This window comes from Amycolatopsis sp. NPDC104819 (genome assembly GCF_055583145.1).
This window is the reverse complement of record NZ_JBVJON010000001.1, coordinates 87,837-106,270: the sequence shown is the minus strand read 5'-3', so window position 1 is coordinate 106,270 and position 18,434 is coordinate 87,837. Positions and strand designations below refer to the sequence as shown.

Genomic DNA, 18,434 nt, shown 5'->3' with positions numbered 1-18,434 from the left:
CGGGCTGAGATCCGATCGTGGCTGATTCACCAGAAGCCGCTTGAGTGCGTTTCTGAATCCTGTTAGCTTGCAAAAGCAACAGGGGGAGTCGCCTCCTTTCGTTCGTCGAAAGTGAGAGAAGCCATGAAGAAGCGTGTCAGTCGTGCGTTCGTGCTGCTCGCGGCCACCGGCGGCCTGCTCGTGCCGGGTGTCGCCGAGGCCTCGCCGCAGACCAATCCGCACTGCGGGTCCAACATCGTCTGCTGGTACACCGCGAGCAACTTCGGCGGGAACATCCACTCGTCGAACCCGGTCGCCTCGGGTGAGTGTCTGAAGTTCAGCGACCTCGACCTGCAGTTCGCCGAGTCGGCGTCGAACGCCAGTGGCTTCCCGGTCCGGTTCTGGTCCAACGACAACTGCACCGGGCTGAACGTGCTGCTCAACCCCGGCACCGAAAATCCCGCCCTCGGCATGCAAGCGTTCTCCGAAGGCGGCCTCTGACGCCGGTAAGCTCGGCGCCATGCGCGTTCTCGTCGTCGACAACTACGACAGCTTCGTTTACAACCTGGTCCAGTACTTGGCCCAGCTCGGCGCCGACTGCACGGTCTGGCGCAACGACGTCGTGGACCTCGACCGCGTGCCCGAGTTCGACGCCGTGCTCGTTTCGCCCGGTCCCGGGACTCCCGAACGCGCCGGGCAGAGCATGGACGTCGTGCGCAAGTGCGCCGAGACGCGCACGCCGATGCTCGGGGTCTGCCTCGGCCACCAGGCGCTCGGGGTGGTTTACGGCGCGACCGTCGACCGCGCGCCCGAGCTGCTCCACGGCAAGACGAGCCAGGTGCACCACGAAGGCGCCGGTGTCCTGAAGGACCTGCCGGCGGAGTTCACGGCCACGCGGTACCACTCGCTGACCGTGCTGCCGGAGACCATTCCGGCCGACGTCTTCGAGGTCACCGGCCGCACCGATTCCGGCATCGTCATGGGCATGCGCCACCGCGAGCTGCCGCTCGAAGGTGTCCAGTTCCACCCCGAGTCGGTGCTGACCGAGGGCGGGCACCGGATGCTCGCGAACTGGCTGGCCGCCGCCGGGCACCCGGTCGACCCGGCCCGGGTGGACGAGCTCGAGCGGGCGACGAAGGCGCTTCAGAAGGCCGCTGTTGCGTGATCCGGCTCGCGGGAGTCGGCAAGCGGTACGGGCGTGGTGACTTCGTCCTCCACGACGTCGACCTGAGCGTCGAGCCCGGCCACGTCGTCGGCGTCCTCGGGAGCAACGGCTCCGGCAAGTCGACGCTGCTGCGGATCATGGCCGGCGTCTCGCACGCCACCACCGGCACCGTCATCGGCACTCCGCGGATCGGCTACCTGCCCGACCGTTTCCCGGCCGGCCAGCGCATGGGCGCGCGGGCGTACCTGCGGCACATGGCGCGCATCCGCGGCCTCACCGACTTGTCGACGATCGACCCGCTGCTCGAACGGCTCGCGCTGGTCGGCGGCCCGACGGCGCCGCTGCGGACGCTGTCCAAGGGCAACGCGCAGAAGGTCGGGCTCGCGCAGGCCGTCCTGGTCCGGCCGGACCTGCTGATCCTCGACGAGCCGTGGTCCGGGCTCGACGTCGGCACGCACACGATCCTCGGTGAGCTCGTCGCCGAGACGCGGGCGCGCGGGGCGAGCGTCGTGTTCACCGACCACCGGCCGCAGGTGGTGCACGACCACGCCGACGTCGTGCACCTCATGAACGACGGCCGCCTCACCGCGGAGAGCGCCGAGCCGACAACGCGGATCGTCCTGCGCGGGCACGGCACCGATTGGGCGGACGAGCCCGGGGTGCGGCACGCCGTCACCGAGGGCGCCCAGGTGGTGCTCACCGTCGAGGTCGCCGACGTCGACGCCGTGCTGCTGCGCGCGCTCAAGGACGGCTGGTCGGTGCGGGAGGTGGCGCCGTGCTCGCCCTGACGCGGTACTACCTCGCGCTGCTCGGCCACTCACAGCGGTACCTGCCGGCGCTGCTCGCGTACCTCGCGCTGTGCGTGATCCTCTACGCCGACCCGCACTCGCCGCCGCTGCCGCTGTTCGGGGTGAGCGCCAGTGGGCTGCTGGTCGTGTCGTGCTGGCTGACGATCGCGCTGCTCGACATCGAGGACCCGGTGCAGCGGCTGGTCACCCTGAGCCACGCGCGGCAGTGGCGGCGGATGATCACCGGTGCGATCCTCACCGTGCTGGCCTGTTCGCTGGTCCTCACCGTGATCACCGAGTCGTGGTCGGCGCTCAAGTCGTTCAAGGTCCAGCCGTCGGCGCTCGGCGTCGGGCTGCTCGCCCACCTGGCGTGCGCGCTGCTGGGCATCGCGATCGCGCTGCCGTGCTCGCGGCTGCTGGTGCAGCGGATCGGCTGGACGGTGCTCGCCGCCGTGCTCACGCTGGTGGTCGTGCTGCTGGCGAAGATTCCGCTGGTCCACCCCCTGCTGCACGCCCTCACCGACGAAGAACCGGTCGGCGGGCCGCTGGTTCTGGCGGTCGCGACGTCGGTGGTGGTGCTGGCCGCGAGCTTCGCCGTCGTCTCGCGGCTCGTGCAGCGCCGATCCTGACTGCACATTGCAGAATTCAATTTCCTCGACAGGCTTCCTGAGAGGCCACGAACCCGACTAAGGTTCGGGTCCTCTCCGATTCTGGGCGAAGGGAGACCGGGTGACGGCTGGGATCGTTGCGATCACCGTGCCAAACTCCGAAGGTGAGCTTCCCGGGCTCGCCGCGTGGCTGCGAAACGAAGACGAACTCCGCGGCCGCGTCCAGCTGTTCGACGCCGTGCTCGTCGGCGTGACGAGCAACTCCGCCGGGGTCTTCTGCCGCTCGCTCTTCGCGTGGTTGCGGCGCTACCGCGAATCCCGCGTCTTCCTCAAGGTCAAACGCTCGGGCGCCGCCGAAGAGCTCGAGCTCGACTGCGGCGCCGCGAGTGACGCCGACCAGGTCCTCGGCGCGGTCCAGGGATTCCTCGACAAAGCCTGAACAACGAGAAAGGGCCCGCACGGCGAACCGTGCGGGCCCTGCTTCGTCAGTGCGTCAGGGTGTGGTGGGCGTGGTCGTCGGGAACGGGAAACCGCCGTTGCCCTCCGAGACCGACACCGTGATCGCCTGGTCCTTGTCGATCTCGTTGCCCGCCTTGACGTCCTGCTTGGTGATCGTGCCCTCGGGCTTGTTGCTGGTCTTGTCGGACTGCTGCCGGAGCGTGCCGGTCCAGCCCATGCTCGCCAGCTTCTGCTGAGCCTCGTCGACCGTCATGCCGGAGAGGTTCGGCATCTCGATCTTGGTCTGGTCCGGGCCGGTGGACACCGTCAGCGTGATCAGGCTGCCCGCGGTCACCGAACCGCCGTTCGGGTTCTGCGTGATGACCGTGTCCTTCGGGACCGTGTCCGACGCCTGGTCGACGCGCTTGGTCTTGAAGCCCGCCGAGCGCAGCGACGAGTCGGCCGTCGAGTACGGCTTGCCCGTGAAGTCCTGGACCTGCTTGAGCTCCTTGGACTTGGCCACGGTGATCCGGACGCTGGTGCCCTCGGCGACCTCGGACGCCGCCGTCGGGGTCTGCGTCTGCACCAGGCCCGCCTGGTTCGGGTCGTCGACCTCGACCTCGTCCACGTTCGGGTCGAGGGTCAGCTTCGCGTCGGTCAGCGCCTTTTCGGCCTGGTCACGGGTCTTGCCCTTGAGGTCCGGCACGCTGGCCTTGCCCGGCGAGACCCCAACCGTGAGCACGATCTTCGTGCTGGTCGCCACCTCGGTGCCGACCGCCGGGTTGACCTGGATGACCTTGTTGATGTCGTCCTGGCTGCACTGCGGGCTGCCGTCGGTCGGCGCGACGCCGCAGGGGACACTCTTGTTCTCGAAGCTCTGGAACCCCTTGGCGCGCAACTGTTCCTGGGCCTGCGGCACCGACTGGTGCAGCACGTCCGGGATGGCGGCCGTGTCCGTCGTGCTCTTGAACGCGTTGGACAGCCACATGATCAGCAGCACCGCGCCCAGCACGAACACCGCGGCCAGCACGGCGAGGATCGTCCGGCGGCGGCGCTTGGCCTTCGGGTCCTCGTCGTCCGGCTCGTTGTACTCCTCGTAGCGCTGCGGCTGCCGCCGGTCGGCGTTCATCACCTGCGTGCGCTCGTCTTCGGACATCACCATCGGCGCCGCCGGGCGCTGGCCCGAAAGCGTGCGGACGAGGTCCGAGCGCATTTCCGCGGCCGACTGGTAGCGGTTCGCCGGGCCCTTCGCCAGCGCCTTCAGCACGACGGCGTCCAGCTCCGGCGCCACGGCCGGGTTGACCGACGACGGCGGGTTCGGGTCCTCCCGCACGTGCTGGTAGGCGACCGCGACCGGGGAGTCCCCGGTGAACGGCGGCTCGCCGGTGATCAGCTCGTACAGCACGCAGCCGGCGGCGTAGACGTCCGAACGGGCGTCGACCGACTCACCGCGGGCCTGCTCCGGCGACAGGTACTGCGCCGTGCCGATCACCGCGGCGGTCTGGGTCATCGCGGACTGGCCGTCGTGCATCGCGCGCGCGATGCCGAAGTCCATCACCTTGACCGCGCCGTTCTTCGTGATCATCACGTTGGCCGGCTTGACGTCGCGGTGCACGATGCCGTGGCGGTGCGAGAAGTCCAGCGCCGCGCAGACGTCCGCCATGACCTCCATCGCCCGCTTCTGCGACATCGGGCCTTCGGTCTTGACGATGTCGCGCAGCGTCCGGCCTTCGACGTACTCCATGACGATGTACGGCAGCGGCCCGAAGTCGGTGTTCGCCTCACCGGTGTCGTAGACCGCGACGATCGCCGGGTGGTTCAGCGCGGCGGCGTTCTGCGCTTCACGGCGGAAGCGCTCTTGGAACTGCGGGTCCCTGGCGAGGTCGGCACGGAGGATCTTGATCGCGACTTCCCGGCCGAGGCGCACGTCGTGGCCGTGATGGACCTCGGACATGCCTCCGTAGCCGAGCGTTTCGCCCAGCTCGTACCGGTTGGAGAGCAGTCTGGGTGTGCTCATCTCTGGGTGCCGTTCCATTCCGTCCAAGGTGTGGTCATGATGCCTTGCTGGCCATCGTCGGTCGTGCCGGGAGTGTCCGCCGGGTAAGCACTCGAAGCGGGCGGCTCCTCCGCGGGCGGCTGTCTGCCCGGGACCACCTGGCTCGTCGTCTGGCCGGTGCGTGGTGGCGAGCCGGAGCTGCCGATCATCTTCGCCACCAGCACGATGCCCGCCACCAGGACAACGAGCAGGATCGCCGCGAGGAGCGCCCACCAGCCCCATTGGGACTTCTTGCGGGGCGCCGGCGCCATGGCCGGGCGCATGACCGGCCGCGACGGCGGGCCGATGGCGACCATCGGGTTCACCGCCGGCGACGGCGGGCCGCCGGGCATCTGCTGCTGCGGGGGCGGGACCTGGTGCTGCGGCGGCTGTTGCTGCACCGGCTGCTGGCCGGTCGCATACGCCGCGTTGACCAGCCCGGACGGCGTCGGCAGCGGCAGGCCGGCGCGCACCGCGGCGACGGCGTTCGCGAACTCGCCGCCGTTGTTGTAGCGCTGCCGCGGGTCCTTCACCAGCGTCGCCTCGATCACCGCGCGGGCCGCGGGCGGCACGTCGGGCGGCAGCGGCGGCGCGATGTCGCGGATGTGCATCATCGCGACCGTCACGGCGTTTTCCGACAGGAACGGCCGGTGCCCGGCGAGGCATTCGTACCCGCACACGGCCAGCGAGTAGACGTCGGACGCCGGTTCGGCCGGGTGCCCGAGCGCCTGCTCCGGCGCGATGTAGTGGGCGGTGCCCATGACCATGCCGGAGCGCGTGACCGGCGCCGCGTCGGCCGCCTTCGCCACGCCGAAGTCGGTGATCTTCACCTGGCCCGCCGACGTCACGAGGATGTTGCCCGGCTTGACGTCGCGGTGGACCAGGCCGTGGGAGTGCGCGGCCTGCAGCGCGTTGCCCGCCTGCTCCAGCATGTCGAGCGTGAACTCCGCCGACAGCCGCCCGTGCTTGGCCAGCAGCCCGGCCAGCGGGTCGCCGTCGACGAGCTCCATCACGAGGTACGCGATCGACAGGTCGCCGTCGAACACCGTCTCGCCGTAGTCGTGCACCGCGGCGATGCCGGGGTGGTTCAGCGACGCCGTCATCCGCGCTTCCGTGCGGAAGCGGTGGAGGAACTCGGCGTCACCGGAGAGCTCGGCCTTGAGGATCTTGACGGCGACGGTCCGGTCCAGCCGGGTGTCGCTGGCCTGCCAGACCTCACCCATCCCGCCGACGGCGATCCGGCTCGTCAGCTTGTAGCGCTCGGCCAGCAGCTGACCGGAGGACAGCATGCGCTATCCACCCCCGAGTTTGGCGTTGATCGCCGCGCGGCCGATGTCCGCCGCGACGGTGCCGCCGGTGGCCGCGAGGCCGCGGTTGCCGCCGTCCTCGACGATCACGGCGACCGCGATCTGCGGGTCGTTAGCCGGGGCGAAGGCGGTGTACCAGGCGTGCGGTGCGGTGTTCTTGGAGTCCGTGCCGTGCTCGGCGGTGCCGGTCTTCGACGCGATCTGGATGTCCGGGCGCTTGCCGCCGCCCTTGGTGAAGCCTTCGGAAGCGATCATCATGTCCTTGAGGATCGCGGCGTTGGCCGAGGACAGCGCCGGCGTGCCGGTGAGCTCGGTGGGACTGTAGTCCTCGATGGTCGAGAGGTCCGGCGCCAGCACCGACTGCACCAGCTGCGGTTTCATCGCCATGCCGTTGTTGGCCACGGTGGCCGCGAGCAGGCAGTCCTGCAGCGGCGTCAGCCGGACGTCGCGCTGGCCGATGCCGCTCTGGTAGAGCGCGCCCTGCGAGTCGAGCGGGCCGACCGTCGACGGCGCCACCTTCATCGGCACGGTCAGGTCGGTCTGCCCGATGCCGTAGTTCGCGGCCGTCTTCTTCATCTTGTCCGCGCCGAGCTGGCCGGCGAACTCCGCGAACGGCACGTTGCAGGAGTGCGCGAGCGCGTCCTTGAACGTCGTCCCGGGGCAGCCGGCGCCGGCGTAGTTCTCCAGCGTGACGTTCGTGCCGGGGAGCTTGGTGTTCGGCGCCGGGTTGACCGGCGTGTCCGGGCCCTTGCCGTCTTCGAGCGCGGCCGCGGCGGTGACCAGCTTGAACGTCGAGCCCGGCGGGTAGGTCTCCGAGATCGCCCGGTTCAGCATGGGCTTCTTCGGGTCCTTGTTGTTCGCGTTCCAGGCGTCGGTCTGCGCCTTGGAAGTGTGCGAGGCCAGCGCGTTCGGGTCGTACGACGGGGTCGAGACCATCGCGAGGATCCGGCCGGTCTTGGGCTCCATCGCGACGACGGCGCCGGTGTAGCCGCGCTGCGTCATGAGGTCGTACGCGGCCTTCTGCACGGCCGGGTCGATCGTCAGCCGGACGTTGCCGCCGCTCGGGTCGCGGCCGGTGACCATGTCCGAGAGCCGCCGCACGAACAGCCGCGGGTCGGAGCCGTTGAGGACGTCGTCCTCGGCGCGCTCCAGGCCGCCGGCGCCGTAGTTGATCGAGTAGTACCCGGTCACCGGCGCGTACATCGCGCCGTCGGCGTAGGTCCGGATGTACTTGTACTTGTCGTTCGACGGGTTGACGCTGGCGAGCACCTCGCCGTTGGCCTGCGACACGATCTTGCCGCGCTGGCGGGCGAACTCGTCGTAGAGCACGCGGGCGTTGCGCGAGTCGGTGCGGTAGTCGTCGGCCTTCACCACCTGGATGTAGGTGGCGTTCGCGAGCAGCAGGACGACCATCACGAGCATCGCCATGCCGACCTTGCGGAGCGGGGTGTTCATGCCTGCGCGCCCCCGTCCGCCGAGGGCCGCTGCACGAGCACGGTGTGCGCTTCCGCGATCGGCGCCTGCTGCTGCGGCTGCGGCTTCGACCGGGTGGCGGGCTTGCGGGCGGCGTCGGAGATCCGGAGCAGCAGCGCGACCAGGATGTAGTTCGCCAGCAGCGACGAACCACCCTTCGAGAGGAACGGGGCGGTGATACCGGTCTCCGGGATGAGTTTCGTGACCCCGCCGACAACGACGAAGATCTGCATGACCATGGTGAACGCCAGCCCGCCGCCGAGCAGCTTGCCGAACGTGTCGCGGACGGCGAGCGCGCTGCGCATGCCGCGCATCGCGACCAGCAAGTACAGCATCAGGACCGCGGCCAGCCCGATGAAGCCGAGCTCTTCGCCGATCGCCGCGGTGATGAAGTCGGTGGCGGCCTCGGGCACCATGTCCGGCCGCCCGGCGCCGAGCCCGGTGCCGCCGACCCCGCCGGTGCCGAGCCCGAACAGGCCCTGCGCGAGCTGGTAACCGCCGCCGGCGTCGTCGTAGGTGGCCAGCGGGTCCAACCAGTTCGCGACGCGCTGCTGGACGTGTGTGAAGAGGTTGTACGCGATCACGCAGCCGGCGGCGAAGAAGCTGAGCCCGAGGACGACCCAGATGGCCCGCTCGGTCGCGACGTACAGCATCACCAGGATGACGCTGAAGAACAGCAGCGACGTGCCGAGGTCCTTCTCGAACACCAGGATCCCGATGCAGACGAACGCGGCGATCAGGATCGGGCCGAGGTCGCGGGCGCGCGGCAGCTCGACGCCGACGAGCTTCTTGCCCGCCACCATGAACAGGTCGCGCTTCGACACCAGGAACGAGGCGAAGAAGATCATCAGCAGGATCTTCGCGAACTCGCCCGGCTGGATCGAGAAGAACGGCAGCTTCAGCCACACCTTGGCGCCGTTGACCTCGGACAGGCTGGACGGCAGCAACGCGGGCAGCGCCAGCGCGGCGATCCCGACCAGGCCGGCCGTGTAGCCGTAGCGGGTCAGCGTGCGGTGGTCGTTCACCACGACCAGCACCACGACGAAGAACACCAGCGAGATCACCGTGAACAGCACCTGCGCGGTGACGGCCGGCGTATAGTCCTTGCCGTTCTGCACGGCCCGCTCGGCCAGCGCCAGGTCGATCCGGTGGATCATCACCAGGCCGATGCCGTTGAGCAGCGCGACGCAGGGGAGCAGCACCGGGTCCGCGTACGGCGCCCACTTGCGGACGGCGAGGTGCGCGGCGGCGAAGATGCCGAGGTAGGCCAGCCCGAGCCAGAGGATCGACGCGGTGAGCTCCTGCTCCTGGTTCGCCTCGACCAGCACCAGCGCGATGGTGACGATGAACGCCGCGAACCCGAGCAGCACCAGCTCGGTGTTGCGGCGGGTCGGGACCTCGCGCGGCGGGTTCGTCTGGAACTGCGCGGCGAGCGGCTCGGCGGCGCGCGCGGCGGGCTGGCTCATCAGTTACCGCCTCCCGTCGTCGGTGCCGTCGAACTCGGCGTCGAGCAGTCCCTCCCCGCTGGCTGGTTCGCCGACGACGGAGCGGTGGAACCGGCCGGAGCCGACGGAGTGGTCGTCGGCGTGGCCGAAGGTGTCGGCGGCGGGGACGTCTGGCCGCCCGCCGGCGCGCAGTTGTTCAGGCGCTTGTGCAGCTGCAGGAAGTCGTCGATGTACTTCCGGGCGTCGTCGAGGCTGTCCTTCTTGACGCCGTTCTGCACCGCCAGCCGCGCGTCTTCCTGGAGCGAGTCGACGCGCAGCTTGTCCGTGCACACCTGGTTGGGCGGGCACGAGCCCTGCTCGTAGGTGTGCAGGTCGATGCCGAGGATGCTGCCGGGGACGCCGCGGTAGATCACGACCTCCTGGTCCGCACCTTCGCCGACATAGTACTGACTCAGCACGAAGTACCGGGTGGCGATGGCGGCCGCGGCGAGCACCACGAGCACGACCAGCGCCCCGGCCAGCCAGCGGAACCGCTTCCGGCGCTTGGCCTTCGGATCCACGCTCGGCTGGGGCAGCTCGGGCCGCGGCTGCGGCGCGGGCTGCGTCAACGCCCGGGCCCGGGCCGCGGGCGAGTCGCCCTGGTGCAGCTCGTCGCTGCCGTCCCCGGCGGCGCCGCCCACGATGGGCGCGTCCTCGCCGAAGTCGACGTCGACGACGTCGGCGATGATCACCGTGACGTTGTCCGTGCCGCCGCCCTTGAGCGCCAGCTCGATCATCCGGTCCGCGCACTGCTGCGGGTCCGGGATCTGCACGGCCTCGGTCAGCGTCTCGTCGCTGACCATGCCGGACAGGCCGTCCGAGCAGATCAGGTACCGGTCGCCCGCGCGGGCCTCGCGCACGGTCAGGCTCGGCTCGACCTCGTGCCCGGTCAGCGCCTTGAGCAGCAGTGACCGCTGGGGGTGCACCGCCGCTTCCTCGGGCGTGATCCGGCCCTGTTCGAGCAGTTCGTTGACAAAGCTGTCGTCGCGCGTGATCTGCGCGAACTGACCGCCGCGCAGCAGGTAGGCGCGGGAGTCGCCGACGTGCACCAGCCCCAGCCGGGTGCCGGCGAACAGCACCGCGGTGAGCGTGGTGCCCATGCCGTCGAGATCGGGGTCCTGCGAGACGAGCTCGGCGATGGCGGCGTTGCCGTTCGCCACCGCTTCCCGCAGCTGGGCGAGCAGGTCGTCGCGCGGTTCGTCGTCGTCGAGCGGCGCGAGCGAGGCGATGACGACCTTGCTGGCCACCTCACCCGCCGCGTGACCACCCATGCCGTCGGCGAGCGCGAGCAGGCGAGGGCCGGCGTACACGGAGTCCTGGTTGCTCGAACGCACCAGGCCCCGGTCGCTGCGGGCTGCATAGCGGAGGACGAGAGTCATGGGCGAAGCTCGATCACCGTCTTGCCGATCCGGATGGGGACTCCGAGCGGGACCCGGAGGGGTGCAGTGACCTTAGCCCGGTCCAGGTAGGTCCCGTTCGTCGAGCCCAGATCTTCCACGTACCAGTCCTCACCGCGCTGGGCGATCCGGGCGTGCCGGGTCGACGCGTAGTCGTCGTCGAGCACCAACGTGGAGTCGTCGGCGCGGCCGATGAGGATCGGCCGCCCGTCCAGCGCGATGCGGGTCCCGGCGAGCGCGCCGTGGGTCACCAGCAGCTGCTGCGGTGACTTGCTGTTGCGCGGCTTCTTCTCCTTCTTGCGCCCGAAGGTCGGCACCTGGACGCGCATGCCCGACGCCGCGTAGAGGTCCGAGCGGACGACTCTGAGCGCGGCGAACACGAAGAGCCAGAGCAGCACGAGGAAGCCCACCCTGGTGAGTTGTACGACCAGCTCTGGCACTTGGTGTGTCCGCTCCCGACTCTTCCGTGCAGCCGCGACGCGGGTACGCCGCGGTCCCCCCGCACGTCAATTCTGCGGGAACAGTATTCCGTGCCCGGAGTCAGCCCTGTGTACGGAACACCAGGGACGAATGACCCACCCGGATGACGTCGCCGTCGGCGAGCTGCCAGGTCTGGACCGGAGTGCCGTTCACGGTCGTGCCGTTGGTCGACCCGATGTCGGCGAGCGTCGCGCTCTGGCCGTCCCAGGTGATCTCCAGGTGCCGGCGCGAGACGCCGGTGTCCGGGAGGCGGAAGTCGGCGTCCTGGCCGCGGCCCACGACGTTGCCACCCTGCTTGAGGGAGTACGTCCGGTTCGAGCCGTCGTCCAGCTGCAGGCTCGCCGCGAGCTGGCGCCCGGCCGCGGGCTGGCCGTAACCGCCCTGCTGCTGGCCGTACGGGTCGCCGGCCGGCTGGCCGTACGCCTGCTGCTGGCCGTACTGGTCGTAGCCGCCCTGCTGCTGGCCGCCGTACTGGTCGTACCCGGGCGCCTGCTGCTGGCCGCCGTACTGGTCGTAACCACCTTGCTGGTAGCCGCCCTGCTCGTAGCCACCCTGCTGGGGCTGGGCGTACCCGCCCTGGTCGTAGCCACCGCCCTGGGGCTGGGCGTAGCCACCTTGGTCGTAGCCACCCTGCTGGGGCTGGCCGTAACCCTGGTCGTAACCGCCCTGCTGCTGGCCGCCGTACTGGTCGTAACCGGGCTGCTGCTGGCCGCCGTACTGGTCGTAGCCGCCCTGCTGCTGGCCGTAACCCTGGTCGTACCCGGGCTGCTGGCCACCCTGCTGTCCGTAGCCGTATTGGCCCTGCTGGCCGTACGGGTCACCCTGGTCGTATTGGCCGTAGCCGGGGGGCTGGCTCATTGCTGGGTCTCCTGCGTTGCTGGGTCGTGCCGACCGTGGTGAACCGGCGCCTGAGGGGCGGGCGTCGGGATCGACGGACGAACGGGTCTTGAACTGTCCAGTATGCAGCGCCTCGTTGCGCTCGAGTGATACGACGACGTCACCATAGGTGTCCAGGCCTTCGGCGGCGAGGTGTTCCGCGACCGCCTTGGCGAGGACCTGGGTGACCCGTTGCTCGTCACCGGCCATGCGTTCGTGGTCAGCCGACCCCAAGGACACGATGTAGTGATTCGGGGCGAGCTGCCGACCGCCTGCCAGCTCACGAACGTTCTCCTCACTCTCCCGCTCGAGGGCGATCGCCACTTCCTGCGTGACGACGTTGCCACCGAACATGCGCGCGAAAGTGTTCCCCACCAGGTTCTCGAGTCGCCTGTCGAATCTCTCGGCGCGGCCCACCGGGGAAAACCTCCTCTGCACGTGTGCTTCCGCACCGATCCTATCCGGGTGAGCGAGCCTCGACACGGCCCCCGGTGAAACCCGCCCAAACGACCTGCTAGTCTTCTCCTCGCTGTCACAGAGAAGCACTCGGGCGAGTGGCGGAATGGCAGACGCGCACGGTTCAGGTCCGTGTGTCCGAAAGGACGTGAGGGTTCAACTCCCTCCTCGCCCACGCTGTTCAAAGGCCCGGTCGCTAGCGCGACCGGGCCTTTTCCCGTTTTCCCTATGTCTCCCGGGGGGCCGAGCCCCCCGGACCCCCCACGGTGCGGCACCTCACCTTCCAGCGTTGTTCGGTGGGGAATATCACCCGTTTGGCTCTGCGTGGTGTTCGCTCACGGCGGACTTTCGGGTGTATCAAGACGCCGTTTTGGTGATCCAGGCCTTGAGGACGTCGGCACGGCTCGTCGTCTCGATGCCCGCGTGGGGGCAGCCCGGGCCGGTGGCCTCCAGCGCGACCAGCTCGTCGCCGGTGAAGTACGGGGCTCCGGAGTCGTACGTGCACGCGCTCGTCGTGATCTCCGGGGCCGCGCCGCGGACACCCAGCGTGGTCGGCTCCACCTTGGCGACCGCGACCGTGCCCTGCTGCAGGCGCGTCGCCGGCTTCGGGTCCGTGCTCGTGAGGCTGCCCCAGCCGGCGAGGGTCAGCTGGTCGCCGACCTTCGCGGCCTTCGTCGTGATCTTGAGCGGCTGCACCGTGGTCACCGGGGTGTCCAGGTGGGCCAGGGCGACGTCGTTCTCCTTGGCCTGGACCACCTCGGTCACCTTGCGGGCCACGCCGGACTCCGTCGCCTCGTCCACCAGGCCGAGGGTGACCGTCGTGGGGTACGGCGTCTTGCCGGAGACGCGGTTGCGGGCGGCGTCGTGGAAGCAGTGGCCGGTGGTCAGGAGCCAGGCGGGGGCGACCAGCGCGCCCGTGCAGAAGCTGCTGTAGGTCGAGCCGTCCGGACGCGGGATCTTCGTCATCGCGAGCTTCGCGACAAACCCGAACCGGCCGGGCGGCACGTCGGACCCGTGGGCGATCCCTGGCGCGGCCAAGGCGGCAGGGGCGGTGGTGATGGTCAGGACAGCAGCGGCGAGCACGGCGCGCAGGCGCATTCTTCCCCTTCGTCGAAACGATGATCGACGTTCGAGGCTAGGGCCGCCGCCGGGCCGGGGGTATTCCCTGGCCGGGCGTCACCCGGTGGGCCACCGGGTGACGCCCGGACGGAGGTCAGCCCGTGTGCGAAGCGATCCAATCCGCGACGACGTCGACGCGCGAGGTCGTCTCGAGCTGGTTGTGCGGGCAGTCCGGCCCGGACGACTCCACCGAGACGAGCTGGCCGCCGGTGCCCGCCGCGACGAAGTACGGCGCGCCCGAGTCGTACACGCACGCGCTCGTCGTGGACGTCGGCGCGACACCCTGCACGCCCAGCGTCGAGGTGGCGACCTGGCCGATCTTCACCGTGCCCTGCTGCAGCTTCGTCGACGGTGTCGGGTTGGTCGCGGTGAGGCTGCCCCAGCCGGCCAGCGTCAGCTGCTGCCCGAGCGACGGCGTGAGCCGGTTGACCGTGAGCGGCGTGATGCCGCTGACGGCGGTGTCGAGCGTGGCGATCGCGATGTCGTTGGCGGCGGCCTGGTAGACCGTCACGACGTTGCGCGTCACCCCGGGTGTGCTCTGGTTGACCGTGCCGAGCAGCACCGAGGTCGGGTACGGCACCGGGCCGGAGACGCGGTTGCGGTTCGCGTCGTGGAAGCAGTGGCCGGCGGTGATGATCCACTTCGCCGCGATCAGCGCGCCCGAGCAGGCGCTGTTGTACTTCGTCCCGTCGGGCTTCGGGATGTTGGTCATCGTGAGCTTCGCGGCGAACTTGAACGTCCCCGCCGGGACGTCGGCGCCGTTGGCCACGGCGGCCGCCGGGTTCGCGGTGGCGAGCCCGGCGGCCAAGGTCAAAAGGGCAGCGGAAAACACAGCGCGAACGCGCATCGGTGGATCCCCCTTGTCACGCACCGGCCGTCGAAGACCGGTGATCACCTTCGAGCGTAGCGACGCCGTGGCAGGGAAAAATGCGCCGTTCAGCCCAAGTGTGCGGTGATCCAGTTCGCGATGACGTCGACACGAGCGGTGGTTTCGGCCTGGTCGTGCGGACAGTCCGGACCGTCGCTTTCGACCGAAACGATCCGGCCGCTCGGCGACTGGTACTGCCCGCCACCGCCGGACAACCTAGTTCACGCCGACCAGGTCGACGACGAAGATCAGGGTCTCGCCGGGCTTGATGACGCCGCCCGCGCCGCGGTCGCCGTAGGCCAGGTGCGGCGGGATGACGAGCTGTCGGCGGCCGCCGATCTTCATGCCCGCGACACCCTGGTCCCAGCCGGAGATGACCTGGCCGGCGCCGAGGCCGAAGCGCAGCGGTTCGCCGCGGTCCCAGGAGGCGTCGAACTGCTCGCCGGTCGAGTGGGAGACGCCGACGTAGTGCACGGTGACGGCCTTGCCGGGCGTGGCCTCCGCGCCGTCACCCACCGTGAGGTCGGTGATCTCGAGGTCGGCCGGAGGGTTGCCCTCGGGGCGGTCGATCTGGGGCTTTTCCAAGGTCATGGCACTCACCGTACCCACGCGCGCGAGGCTGCGCCGTTCGGACTACACCCAAGGGCTGAAAAACGCGAAAAGTCTTCACACTTGTCCTACTGATGGGTAGCGTGCGCTTCGTCACTCTTCTGGACGGAGGGGAGCCCGGCATGCGACGAGGCATCCGCGCCCTGACCTACACGGCACTGGGGGCCCTCGTGGCCGGGCTCGCCCAAGTCGCCGTCACCGCGCCGGCCGCCCAGGCGGCCGTGTCGCCCGACGACTACTGCGGGGGGCAGTGCAGCGACATCCTCCCGCCCGGCGAGCAGGGCAGTGCCACGCTCGCCGAAATCCTCGCGCACAAGGTGCTCGGCACCCGGCCCGCGCACTCCGCCGACCAGCTCGGCAAGTACTCGTCGCTGGCGAACGGGTACCAGACCCTGACCACCGGCACGATCAACCAGTACTTCAACGACTCGTCGTTCGGCGTCGCCGCCGACCAGGTCGCGAGCACGACGAAGCCGCGCTCCGACGTGACGATCGTGCGGGACAAGGCCCTCGGCGTCCCGCACATCACCGGCACCACCCGCGCCGGCACCGAGTTCGGCGCCGGGTACGCCGCCGCGCAGGACCGGCTGTGGCTGATGGACGTCCTGCGGCACGCCGCCCGCGGCCAGGTCACGCCGTTCGCCGGGGGCGCCGAAGCCAACCGCGAGCTGGAACAGCAGTTCTTCTCCAACGCGCCGTACACCGAAGCCGAGCTGCAGCAGCAGATCGACCGGGTCGCCGCCAGCGGCCCGCGCGGCGCGCAGGGCCTGGCCGACGCGCAGGCCTACGTCGACGGCATCAACAAGTACATCACCGACTCCCACAACGGCCGGTACTTCCCGGGTGAGTACGTGCTGACCGGGCACGTCGACGCGATCACCAACGCGGGCACGATCGACCCGTTCAAGCTGACCGACCTCGTCGTGCTCGCCTCGCTCGTCGGCGCCGAGTTCGGCGCGGGCGGCGGCGGTGAGGTGCAGAACGCGATCGCGAAGCTCGCGCTGCAGGAGCAGTACGGCGTCGTGCAGGGCGAGAAGGTGTGGCAGAGCCTCCGTTCCGAGGACGACCCCGAAGCCGTCAAGACGCTGCACGACGGCCAGACCTTCCCGTACGGCAAGACGCCGGCCAACGCGGTCGGGCAGGCCCTGCCGGACAAGGGCTCGGTGACCGGCCAGCAGCTGGTGTTCGACAAGACCGGCTCGGCCGCGACCGCGACGCCGTCCACTGTGGACGTCGCCGCGCCCGCCGACCAGGAGCCCGCCCGCGGGATGTTCGAGAACGGCGTGCTGCCGGGCAACCTGCTGAGCGAGAAGCACGGCATGTCCAACGCGCTGCTCGTCTCCGGCTCGAAGACCGCCAGCGGCCACCCGGTCGCCGTCTTCGGCCCGCAGACCGGGTACTTCGCCCCGCAGCTGCTGCTGTTGCAGGAGTTGCAGGGCCCGGGCATCAGCTCGCGCGGCGCGGCCTTCGCCGGCCTGAGCATGTACACGCTCCTCGGGCGCGGCCAGGACTACTCGTGGAGCGCGACGACGTCGGCGCAGGACATCATCGACACCTACGCGCTCACCCTGTGCGACCCGAGCGGCAAGGCGCCGACGAAGGACTCGAACTACTACACCTGGCAGGGCCAGTGCATCCCGATGGACACCGTCGAGGTGAAGAACGCCTGGAACCCGACGGTCGCCGACGGCACCGCGGCGGGCTCGTACACCCTGCGCAGCTACCGGACCAAGTACGGGCCGGTGCAGAGCCGGGCGACCGTCGGCGGCAAGCCGGTGGCGTACGCGGCGCTGCGGTCGTCCTACTTCCACGAGGTCGACTCGCTGATCGGCTTCCAGGAGCTGAACGACCCGGGCTTCGTCAAGTCCGCGGCGGACTTCCAGAAGGCCGCGGCCGACATCAACTACACGTTCAACTGGTTCTACGCCGACTCGAAGGACATCGCGTACTTCAACTCCGGCGCCAACCCCGCCCGTCAGTCCAATGTGGACCCGAACATGCCGGTGTGGGGTGACCAGGGCCACGACTGGACCGGCTGGAACCCGAACGGCAACGTCGCGAACTACACCCCGGCGTCGCAGCACCCGCAGTCGGTCAACCAGGACTACTACGTCAGCTGGAACAACGCGCAGGCCAACGGGTACGCGGCGGCCGGCGCCGACAAGTCCGCCGTGCACCGCGTCGACCTGCTCGACTCGCGGGTCAAGAAGCTGATCTCCAGCGGCACCAAGGTCACCCGGGTCAACCTGACCCAGGCGATGGAGGACGCCGCGCTCGCCGACCTGCGCGCCGAGCGCGTCCTGCCGCTGCTGCTGCAGGTGCTCGACAAGGCGCCGACCACCGGCCCGGCCGCGGACGCCGAGGCGAAGCTCAAGGCGTGGCTCACCCACGGCCAGCAGCGCAAGGAGACTTCGCCGGGCAGCAAGGCGTACACGGACGCCGACGCGATCCGCATCTTCGACGCCTGGTGGCCGCTGCTCGTGCAGGCCGAGTTCAAGCCGGGCATGGGGGACAACGCCTACAACGCGATGACCGGCGTGCTGGGCATCAACGAAAGCCCGTCCGGCTTCCAGAACGGCAACGGCCGGCACACCGGCCAGCCCCACAAGGGTTCGTCGTTCCAGTTCGGCTGGTGGGGCTACGTCAGCAAGGACATCCGGCAGGTCCTCGGCCAGCCGGTCGCGGGTCCGCTGGGCCAGACGTTCTGCGGCGGCGGCAACGTCACGACGTGCCGCCAGGCGCTCGTCGACTCGCTGACCACGGCCGCGGGCCAGGCCGCGAACACCGTCTACCCCGGTGACGCGTCCTGTTCCGCGGGTGACCAGTGGTGTGCCGACACGATCGTGCACAACCCGCTGGGCGGGATCACGCAGGACAAGATCAGCTGGCAGAACCGGCCGACGTTCCAGCAGGTCGTCGAGTACACCGCGCACCGCGGCGACAACATCACGAACCTCGCGCCGGGGAAGACGGTCAGCGCCACGAGCGCCGAGACCGGCTTCTACAACTCGCCGGCGTCGAACGCGATCGACGGCAACGCCTCGACCCGCTGGGCCAGTGACTGGAGCGACGACCAGGCGATCACCGTCGACCTCGGCGCGGTCCAGCAGGTTTCGCGGGTGCTGCTGAGCTGGGAGTCCGCGTACGGCAAGAGCTACCGGATCCAGACCTCGCCGGATGCGGTGAACTGGACGGACGCGGCGGTCGTCACGGACGGGGACGGCGGGCAGGACAACCTGTCGTTCACGCCCACGCAGGCCAGGTTCGTGAAGCTGCAGGGTGTCCAGCGCGGCACGAAGTACGGGTACTCGCTCTACGAGTTCGAGGTCTACGCCCACTAGAAGGAGCCAGG

At 69.8% G+C, this 18,434-nt stretch carries 16 protein-coding genes and 1 tRNA gene; 7 read left to right on the top strand and 10 right to left on the bottom strand.

The window, feature by feature from the left end; translation table 11 throughout:
- Positions 1–123 precede the first annotated feature (123 nt).
- From ACZ63E_RS00510 to ACZ63E_RS00490, 5 genes are all read left to right on the top strand, one after another.
- On the top strand, positions 124–480 hold the full coding sequence (locus ACZ63E_RS00510) for a peptidase inhibitor family I36 protein (protein ID WP_465333209.1): 357 nt from the start codon (positions 124–126) through the stop codon (positions 478–480).
- Between the two features lie 19 nt (positions 481–499).
- A complete protein-coding gene (locus ACZ63E_RS00505; protein WP_465306407.1) occupies positions 500–1,144 on the top strand; it encodes an aminodeoxychorismate/anthranilate synthase component II in 645 nt (214 codons plus the stop codon).
- On the top strand, positions 1,141–1,932 hold the full coding sequence (locus tag ACZ63E_RS00500; RefSeq protein ID WP_465333207.1) for an ABC transporter ATP-binding protein: 792 nt from the start codon (positions 1,141–1,143) through the stop codon (positions 1,930–1,932). The genes ACZ63E_RS00505 and ACZ63E_RS00500 overlap by 4 nt, the downstream gene beginning before the upstream one ends.
- Positions 1,920–2,561 (top strand): hypothetical protein, encoded by a 642-nt coding sequence (locus tag ACZ63E_RS00495; protein WP_465333205.1) that lies wholly within the window; start codon positions 1,920–1,922, stop codon positions 2,559–2,561. Before ACZ63E_RS00500 ends, ACZ63E_RS00495 begins: the two co-directional genes overlap by 13 nt.
- A gap of 100 nt (positions 2,562–2,661) precedes the next feature.
- Positions 2,662–2,979 carry an effector-associated constant component EACC1 gene (locus ACZ63E_RS00490; RefSeq protein WP_465306401.1) on the top strand — a complete coding sequence of 106 codons (318 nt, stop codon included), beginning with the start codon at positions 2,662–2,664 and terminating at the stop codon, positions 2,977–2,979.
- 54 nt (positions 2,980–3,033) lie between these two features.
- On the opposite strand, the gene pknB is transcribed toward ACZ63E_RS00490, so the two are convergent.
- From pknB to ACZ63E_RS00455, 7 genes are all read right to left on the bottom strand, one after another.
- Positions 3,034–4,995: a Stk1 family PASTA domain-containing Ser/Thr kinase gene (gene pknB / locus ACZ63E_RS00485; RefSeq protein WP_465333203.1), complete on the bottom strand. Its 1,962-nt coding sequence runs from the start codon at positions 4,993–4,995 to the stop codon at positions 3,034–3,036.
- The gene (locus ACZ63E_RS00480) at positions 4,992–6,302 is read right to left on the bottom strand and encodes a serine/threonine-protein kinase (RefSeq protein ID WP_465333201.1); all 1,311 of its coding nucleotides are present in this window, start codon (positions 6,300–6,302) and stop codon (positions 4,992–4,994) included. The genes pknB and ACZ63E_RS00480 overlap by 4 nt, the downstream gene beginning before the upstream one ends.
- 3 nt (positions 6,303–6,305) lie before the next feature.
- Positions 6,306–7,775, bottom strand: coding sequence for a peptidoglycan D,D-transpeptidase FtsI family protein (locus tag ACZ63E_RS00475; protein ID WP_465306394.1), 1,470 nt, complete (start codon positions 7,773–7,775; stop codon positions 6,306–6,308).
- Positions 7,772–9,259: an FtsW/RodA/SpoVE family cell cycle protein gene (locus ACZ63E_RS00470; protein WP_465333199.1), complete on the bottom strand. Its 1,488-nt coding sequence runs from the start codon at positions 9,257–9,259 to the stop codon at positions 7,772–7,774. Before ACZ63E_RS00470 ends, ACZ63E_RS00475 begins: the two co-directional genes overlap by 4 nt.
- Positions 9,259–10,656 carry a PP2C family protein-serine/threonine phosphatase gene (locus ACZ63E_RS00465; RefSeq protein WP_465333197.1) on the bottom strand — a complete coding sequence of 466 codons (1,398 nt, stop codon included), beginning with the start codon at positions 10,654–10,656 and terminating at the stop codon, positions 9,259–9,261. The genes ACZ63E_RS00470 and ACZ63E_RS00465 overlap by 1 nt, the downstream gene beginning before the upstream one ends.
- Positions 10,653–11,114 carry an FHA domain-containing protein FhaB/FipA gene (locus ACZ63E_RS00460; RefSeq protein WP_003079002.1) on the bottom strand — a complete coding sequence of 154 codons (462 nt, stop codon included), beginning with the start codon at positions 11,112–11,114 and terminating at the stop codon, positions 10,653–10,655. The genes ACZ63E_RS00465 and ACZ63E_RS00460 overlap by 4 nt, the downstream gene beginning before the upstream one ends.
- 100 nt (positions 11,115–11,214) lie before the next feature.
- Entirely contained in the window at positions 11,215–12,447 is a 1,233-nt protein-coding gene (locus tag ACZ63E_RS00455; protein WP_465333195.1) for a DUF3662 and FHA domain-containing protein, read from the bottom strand.
- Between the two features lie 131 nt (positions 12,448–12,578).
- On the opposite strand from ACZ63E_RS00455, the gene ACZ63E_RS00450 reads away from it, so the two are divergent.
- Positions 12,579–12,661 (top strand) — tRNA-Leu (locus tag ACZ63E_RS00450).
- A gap of 182 nt (positions 12,662–12,843) precedes the next feature.
- On the opposite strand, the gene ACZ63E_RS00445 is transcribed toward ACZ63E_RS00450, so the two are convergent.
- The 3 genes from ACZ63E_RS00445 to ACZ63E_RS00435 form a co-directional block, all read right to left on the bottom strand.
- Positions 12,844–13,584: a S1 family peptidase gene (locus tag ACZ63E_RS00445; RefSeq protein WP_465333193.1), complete on the bottom strand. Its 741-nt coding sequence runs from the start codon at positions 13,582–13,584 to the stop codon at positions 12,844–12,846.
- Positions 13,585–13,699: 115 nt separating this feature from the next.
- On the bottom strand, positions 13,700–14,452 hold the full coding sequence (locus tag ACZ63E_RS00440; protein WP_465333192.1) for a S1 family peptidase: 753 nt from the start codon (positions 14,450–14,452) through the stop codon (positions 13,700–13,702).
- 237 nt (positions 14,453–14,689) lie between these two features.
- A complete protein-coding gene (locus ACZ63E_RS00435; protein ID WP_465333190.1) occupies positions 14,690–15,064 on the bottom strand; it encodes an FKBP-type peptidyl-prolyl cis-trans isomerase in 375 nt (124 codons plus the stop codon).
- Between the two features lie 140 nt (positions 15,065–15,204).
- Here ACZ63E_RS00435 and ACZ63E_RS00430 point away from each other — a divergent pair, with 140 nt between their 5' ends.
- Positions 15,205–18,423 carry a penicillin acylase family protein gene (locus ACZ63E_RS00430; RefSeq protein ID WP_465333188.1) on the top strand — a complete coding sequence of 1,073 codons (3,219 nt, stop codon included), beginning with the start codon at positions 15,205–15,207 and terminating at the stop codon, positions 18,421–18,423.
- The last annotated feature ends 11 nt before the right edge of the window (positions 18,424–18,434 follow it).

Bases quoted from the DNA above. Each gene is read 5' to 3' on its own strand.
- ACZ63E_RS00505 (WP_465306407.1), top strand. From the start codon at position 500: ATGCGCGTTCTCGTCGTCGACAACTACGACAGCTTCGTTTACAACCTG.
- ACZ63E_RS00440 (WP_465333192.1), bottom strand. From the start codon at position 14,452: ATGCGCGTTCGCGCTGTGTTTTCCGCTGCCCTTTTGACCTTGGCCGCC.
- ACZ63E_RS00445 (WP_465333193.1), bottom strand. From the start codon at position 13,584: ATGCGCCTGCGCGCCGTGCTCGCCGCTGCTGTCCTGACCATCACCACC.
- ACZ63E_RS00475 (WP_465306394.1), bottom strand. From the start codon at position 7,775: ATGAACACCCCGCTCCGCAAGGTCGGCATGGCGATGCTCGTGATGGTC.
- ACZ63E_RS00510 (WP_465333209.1), top strand. From the start codon at position 124: ATGAAGAAGCGTGTCAGTCGTGCGTTCGTGCTGCTCGCGGCCACCGGC.
- ACZ63E_RS00435 (WP_465333190.1), bottom strand. From the start codon at position 15,064: ATGACCTTGGAAAAGCCCCAGATCGACCGCCCCGAGGGCAACCCTCCG.
- ACZ63E_RS00470 (WP_465333199.1), bottom strand. From the start codon at position 9,259: ATGAGCCAGCCCGCCGCGCGCGCCGCCGAGCCGCTCGCCGCGCAGTTC.
- ACZ63E_RS00480 (WP_465333201.1), bottom strand. From the start codon at position 6,302: ATGCTGTCCTCCGGTCAGCTGCTGGCCGAGCGCTACAAGCTGACGAGC.
- ACZ63E_RS00465 (WP_465333197.1), bottom strand. From the start codon at position 10,656: ATGACTCTCGTCCTCCGCTATGCAGCCCGCAGCGACCGGGGCCTGGTG.
- pknB (WP_465333203.1), bottom strand. From the start codon at position 4,995: ATGAGCACACCCAGACTGCTCTCCAACCGGTACGAGCTGGGCGAAACG.
- ACZ63E_RS00430 (WP_465333188.1), top strand. From the start codon at position 15,205: ATGCGACGAGGCATCCGCGCCCTGACCTACACGGCACTGGGGGCCCTC.